The 6,383-nt window shown below is 38.1% G+C and carries 1 protein-coding gene and 1 pseudogene; one reads left to right on the top strand and one right to left on the bottom strand.

Annotated elements, in window-relative coordinates:
* A pseudogene (locus KA468_RS01195) lies at positions 1 to 245 on the top strand (phospholipase); the annotation flags it as partial.
* A gap of 70 nt (positions 246 to 315) precedes the next feature.
* Here KA468_RS01195 and KA468_RS01190 read toward each other — a convergent pair.
* Positions 316 to 6,153: a T9SS type B sorting domain-containing protein gene (locus tag KA468_RS01190; protein WP_291241125.1), complete on the bottom strand. Its 5,838-nt coding sequence runs from the start codon at positions 6,151 to 6,153 to the stop codon at positions 316 to 318.
* Positions 6,154 to 6,383: the final 230 nt, after the last annotated feature.

Genomic DNA, 6,383 nt, shown 5'->3' with positions numbered 1-6,383 from the left:
TTGTGGCTTTAAGCGGATATTTAAACGAACAAATTTTACCAGAAAATTATGATGTAAATCAAATCAATCACATTAAATTTTTTGTTTCTCACGGCACACAAGACCAAGTAATTCCTGTGGAATGGGCAAGAAAAACAGCACCATATTTAGAAAAATTAGGTTTACGTATTATGTATAAAGAATATCCAGTAGGACACGGCGTAGCGCCACAAAACTTTTGGGATTTTAAAAATTGGTTAGACTAAAATTACTTTAAATATAAAACAAAAAAGGCTCCGAATTCGGAGCCTTTTTTGTTTATATGTATTTCACATCTTATCTTTTTAAAGCGAAGTGAGCTTTAAATATTTTTTGTTGGTCATTTTCCTTGTATTCAATGGTAAACCAATAGTCTGTTGATGGTAGAACTGAACCAATGTAAGTTCCATCCCATCCTTGACTGGTTGCTGTTGGCGTAATTTGTTTTAACAACTTCCCATATCTATCATAAATATAAATCTTAGCATCCGGTTGATCCAATCCTTCTATGTTCCACGTATCATGAATTCCATCACCATTTGGTGTAAAATATTTCGGATAATCTATTACTAATACATCTATAGTTAGGTTCGTACAACCTTCAGTATCTTCTACCATTACTTCATGAGTACCGCCTTGAACGCCTGTAAAAATGTTTGATTCTTGCCAAGCACCACCGTCTAATGAATAAATTAGATTTCCTGTTCCTAATGGGTTAACCGTAACTGTTATGGTTGCATCTTCTGTGAAGGCATCCGTAACTTCTGCTGTTAGTCCAGTAGCTGGATACACCGATACTACACTCGCTGTATCACTTTGTTCACAATTGGTTACCGTGTTGGTTACCACTACTTGATACGTTCCTGGCTGCATCGCTTCATATGTAGGTCCGTTTGTACTTGGTAACGCATCGTAAACATTCGTTGTTGTGTTCAATAAATACCAATCATACGTGAAATTAGGGTCCGATAACTGAGCATCTAACACATACCCTTGATACGTTATTCCTGTAGTTTGATTCACACAAATATGTCCGTCAATTAATTCTGGTTTTGGTAATGGGTTTACACGAACGATAAATTCTGTAGTACCTCCATCACAGTTTCCTAATCGTGAGGTCACACTATATTTTACAAATCCTTGAACATCTGAAGTGTTTGTTAAAACATCATTGATGGTAAATGGAGCTGTTCCGCTTCCGTTTGTAAATCCAGTTACATTTTGAGAATCAATAACCGTCCAAACTAATGTAGTTCCAGTTATCGATGGAAATGATGAAATGGTTAAATTAGTTGATTCCTCACTACAAATTTCATTTATTGGTAAACCAATTGGTGTACCTGGTATTGGATTTACCGTTATGGTCACTGCATTTGTAATAGTAGCTCCTGTACAAATTCCGTTTACGGGTGTAAAATCAAAACTAATGGTTCCCACCACTAACGGATTGGTTAATGCCAATTGTAAATTCACAATTCCAGTTGTTGAAGTACCACTTGTAGCACCTCCCACAATTTGAACACCTGTTGCCGTGTTAATTTGCCAATTATAAAGCGTAGCTGCTGGATTCGAATTTGATGTAAGTGTAACGAATTCGTTATTACAAATCACTGTTTTATTTGAAACTGTAGAGGTAATTACAGGAATTGGTTTTACTGTAATTAATATTTGTTGTGACGTTCCTGAACAGCTTCCTATTTGTGGTTTTACTTCTATATTGATAGTACCGTTTTGGAAACCGTTAATTAAAGTAACCACTTGGTCAATATTAGCCTGAGTACCACTAATGGCAGCCATGTTTACATTACTTGTTGTCGCGCTCCAAATAAAATCAGCACCTGCAACTGTACTTGTTAATTGTGAGGCGATGTTTAAAGTTCCGCCATTACAAATTTCTATATCTGCAATTTGATTGATAAACTGTGGTGTTGCAGAAACTGTTACGGTTGCAATTTGTCCAGTCACTGGAATCGCACAACCATTCAAATCTGCACTAAATATTTCATAGGTAGTAGTTGCTGCTGGTGATACCGAAATTACATTACTTCCCGAAGCGCCAATGGTAATCGTACTTGGTGTACCACTCCATGTAAGTTGTGTACCTGGTGTAGCGGTAAGGGTTACATTAACTGGAATTCCTGCACAAGTAGTAGTAGTTCCTGTAATACCAATATTTGTTGGTACTGGATTCACGGTAATCGTTCCTGTAGCGTTGACCGTTCCACATCCCCCTGTTAAAGGAATCGTGTAATTGAAAACTCCTGTTCCTGTTGGTGTACCTATAATAGTAATAGTATCTGCTACCCATGAAGCGGTAACACCGGCTGGCAATCCTGTTGGAGTACCAATATTTGTAGCTCCTGTTGTAGTATGTGTAATTGGTGTTAATAACGTATTGACACATAATGTTGGTGTGGATGTAGCTGCCGTAACTGTATTACTTGGAATTACAGTAATAGTACCTATAGCAGTAAATGTACCACAACCTCCAGTTAATGGAATAGTATAATTAAATGTTCCAAAAGCAGTTGGTGTACCACTAATAGTAATGGTATCTGCTGCCCATGAAGCGGTAACACCTGCTGGTAGGTTTATTGCTGTTCCTATGCCAGTCGCACCAGTTGTAGTGTGAGTGATTGCTGTTAAAGCCGTGTTGATACAAATAGTTGGTGTAGCTGAAGGTGCTGCAACCGTATTGTCTGGGTTTACTGTAATGGTACCTATTGCATTTACTGAACCACATCCTCCAGTTAATGGAATCGTGTAAGCGAATGTTCCTGGTGCACTTGGCGTTCCACTAATAGTAATGGTATCTGCTAACCATGATGCCGTTACTCCTGCAGGCAAACCATAATTGGTAGTTGTAGTTGCAATACCAGTAGCGCCTGTTGTAGTATGTGTAATGGCAGTTAAAACCGTATTGATACAAAGTGTTGGTGTTGATGTAGCGGCTGTAACTGTGTTGTCTGGTGTAACTGTGATAGTTCCAGTAGCTGTACCTCCACAACCACCTGCTAATGGAATACTATAATTAAATATTCCTGAAGCCGTTGGTGTTCCATTAATGGTAATGGTATCTGCTAACCAAGTAGCTGTAACACCCGCTGGCAGACCGTAATTGGTAGTTGTGCTAGCTATGCCAGTTGCTCCTGTAGTAGTGTGAGTAATCGCTGCTAGTAATGTCGTATTAACACAAAGTATAGGTGTTGCTGAAGGTGCGGTTACTGTATTTTCTGGATTCACTGTAATAGTTCCTGTAGCGTTTGCTATACCACATCCTCCTGTTAATGGAATCGTATAATTAAATGTTCCTGATGCCGTTGGTGTACCACTAATAGTAATGGTATTTGCTGCCCAAGTAGCGGTAACACCTGCTGGAAGTCCTGTTGCAGTTCCAATACCTGTAGCGCCTGTAGTAGTATGCGTAATGGCTGCTGTTAATGGTGTATTGATACAAAGTGTTGGTGTAGCAGAAGCTGCTGTAACTGTATTATCTGCTGTAACCGTAATCGTTCCTGTAGCATTTACTGTTCCACAACCACCTGTTAAGGGAATCGTGTAAGCAAATGTTCCTGATGCCGTTGGTGTACCACTTATCGTAATTGTATTGGCTAACCACGAAGCTGTAACACCTGTAGGTAAACCATAATTGGTAGTCGTAGTTCCAATACCTGTTGCGCCTGTAGTTGTATGTGTAATCGCAGTTGTTAAAGCAGTATTGATACAAAGTGTTGGTGTTGATGAAGCTGGTGTAACAGTATTGTCTGGTGTTACCGTAATAGTTCCTGTTGCTGTAAATGTACCGCAACCTCCAGTTAATGGAATACTATAATTAAATGTTCCTGAAGCGCTTGGCGTTCCACTAATAGTTATCGTATTGGTTGCCCAAGTAGCGGTAACACCTGCTGGAAGTCCTATTGGGGTTCCTATACCTGTAGCAACTGTAGTAGTATGTGTAATGGCAGTTAATGCCGTATTGATACAAAGTGTTGGTGTCGATGTTGGTAACGAAACCGTATTATCAACATTTACTGTAATCGTACCTGTAGCGTTTACTGTTCCACAGCCTCCAGTTAATGGAATCGTGTATGCAAATGTTCCTGAAGCCGTTGGCGTACCACTTATCGTAATGGTATTTGCTGCCCATGAAGACGTAACACCTGTTGGAAGACCATAATTGGTAGTCGTAGTTGAAATACCCGTAGCGCCTGTTGTAGTATGAGTGATTGCTGTTAATGGCGTATTAATACAAAGAATTGGTGTAGATGTAGGCGCTGTAACCGTATTGTCAGGAGTAACCGTAATGGTTCCTGTAGGTGTAAATGTACCACAACCTCCTGTTAAGGGAATAGTATAAATAAATACTCCTGATACCGTTGGCGTACCGCTTATCGTAATGGTATTAGCTGACCAAGTAGCCGTAACGCCTGCTGGTAAACCTGTTGGTGTTCCAATGCCTGTAGCTCCTGTAATGTTGTATGAAACGGATGGCAATAATGAATTAACACAACATGTAGGTGAAGGATCAGCAACTGAACCTGTATTGTCTGGAGTAACCGTGATAGTTCCTGTTGCATTAAATGTACCACAACCTCCTGTTAATGGAATAGTGTAATTAAACGTTCCTGATGCCGTTGGTGTGCCACTAATCGAAATAGTATTAGCTGCCCAAGTAGCCGTAACACCTGCTGGAAGTCCTGTTGCGGTTCCAATGCCTGTAGCACCTGTGGTAGTATGAGTAATAGCTACTGGTAAAGCTGTATTGATACAAATAGTTGGCGTTGATGTTGGCGCTGTTACAGTATTGTCTGGGTTTACTGTAATTGTTGCTGTAGATGTTAATGGTGTATTAACCACTGGAGAACCAGCAGCAACATTAGTTATTGCATATATTGTTGTTGCAGTTAATGGTGTTGGTGTATTCCAAGTAAACGAGCCAGCTGCACTTAAAGTTACATTATAAGTATTTGTACCTTGTGTAAATGTAACAACAGCACTTGGAGGACCTGAAAAAGTTAATTGTCCAGTATTGTTAGTACAAATGGTATTACCTACTGCTGTAGCATTATTTGTACATCTAACATCTAACAAAAATGAAATCTCTTCTGAATCTACACATTCTGGTGATGTATTGTTTCTTGCTCTTACCCAAATTGTAGTATCTACATTGGTTTGAAAAGCAGAAGGATTTGTAATTTGACCTGTTACAGGAAAAGTATATATAATTGAAGCTCCAAAATCTGTAAAAAACGAAACCGTAAAATCTGCAGGATTTAATGGTGCTAACATTGCAGGAATTAGTGCCGTTAAATCAAATGTAGGATTACAATCTCCTAATGGTCCAAGTTGAGTAGGTACCGAATTAACTACTGGTGTAGAACCAAAATAAATAATAACTGAATCTTCAGTAGGTGTACCACAATCAGGATGTGTTACTTTAACTTTCCATGTACCTGATTGGGTAACTGTTATTGATTTTGTTGTTAAAGTAGGCTGTAAAACTCCATCCTTAAACCATTGATAAGCTAAAGTATTTTGATTAGCTGGTGGGTTTTGAAAATTACAATGTAAGACTTGAGAACTTATACTAGAATTACAAAATGAAATAGTATTAATATCTGGAGGACTAGGATAAACAGAGGTTGCTGTTGGTCCTAGATCTACCCCACAAACCACATCACAGTTTGTAGAACCAGCTCCTGGAGCTGTTCCGTTGGTTTGTTCCATTACAAATTGTCCTGCTTGATTAGAAAAATTTGTAATTAATAATATATAGTTAGAACCTGGATTAGCATTCGGTATGGTAATCGTTTCAACAGCAGCAGCTGAATAACTACAAGCTACAATATTACTTGGATTGACTGGAGCTGTTAAATCGGACAAACTAGTACAAGCTACACCAGATTGCATTTGTGCATCTGTAAAAGGTCCCCAACAAATATAGTCAATATCTAAATTATTAAATAAAGGAGGATTGTTTCCTTGATGTAAATTAAAAACTAGATCACCTGCAAAACCTGTCTGAAAGGTATACCAATTGGCATTAGGAGCAGAACCTAAACATCCTGGACCACCTAAGTTAGGGCCAACTAAACTAGGTTGCGGTGAAATATTTCCTGAACAAATTGGTGCCATAGTAGCACAAGTTGCTTGTGAATAAATAAAATTAATGCTCAAAAAAGTAAAAAAAAGTATAAGAAATTTTTTCATTTTAAATATGTAAATGTTAATGAAATTATGAATCATGAATAGCAAAAATAAAAAAAAAATTAACTTTTCCTTAATAAAAATAGAATTTAACATCAATACTTGTTTTTTATCGGATTAAATTGTTATTCGTCGATTTTGAATAATGTTAAAACAAA

It is taken from the genome of Flavobacterium sp. (genome assembly GCF_017985075.1).
Taxonomy (GTDB): Bacteria; Bacteroidota; Bacteroidia; order Flavobacteriales; family Flavobacteriaceae; genus Flavobacterium.
The sequence above is the reverse complement of the archived record's forward strand: the minus strand, read 5'-3'. Positions and strand labels throughout refer to the sequence as shown.